We start from the raw sequence: 415 nt of genomic DNA on the forward strand, positions 1-415 counted from the left end.
CTGAGGTCCGGTAGCACCCGTGTTCCCTTGAGCACCTTGAGGTCCGGTAGCGCCTGTGTTCCCTTGAACGCCCTGAGGTCCGGTAGCGCCTGTGTTCCCTTGAACACCTTGAGGTCCAGTGGCACCAGTAGCGCCTGTGTTCCCTTGAGCACCCTGAGGTCCAGTAGCACCGGTAGCACCCGTGTTCCCTTGAACACCTTGAGGTCCGGTAGCACCCGTGTTCCCTTGAGCACCTTGAGGTCCGGTAGCACCAGTAGCACCCGTGTTCCCTTGAACACCCTGAGGTCCAGTAGCGCCGGTAGCGCCCGTGTTCCCTTGAACGCCCTGAGGTCCGGTAGCACCAGTGTTCCCTTGAACACCCTGAGGTCCAGTAGCACCAGTAGCGCCTGTGTTCCCTTGAACGCCCTGAGGTCCG

At 61.2% G+C, this 415-nt stretch carries 1 pseudogene; it reads right to left on the reverse strand.

The window, feature by feature from the left end:
* Positions 1–415: pseudogene (locus ILT06_RS32250) on the reverse strand (collagen-like protein); the annotation flags it as partial.

The sequence above is a fragment of the Bacillus sp. 17RED48 genome (genome assembly GCF_019837545.1).
Classification (GTDB): domain Bacteria; phylum Bacillota; class Bacilli; order Bacillales; family Bacillaceae_G; genus Bacillus_A; species Bacillus_A wiedmannii.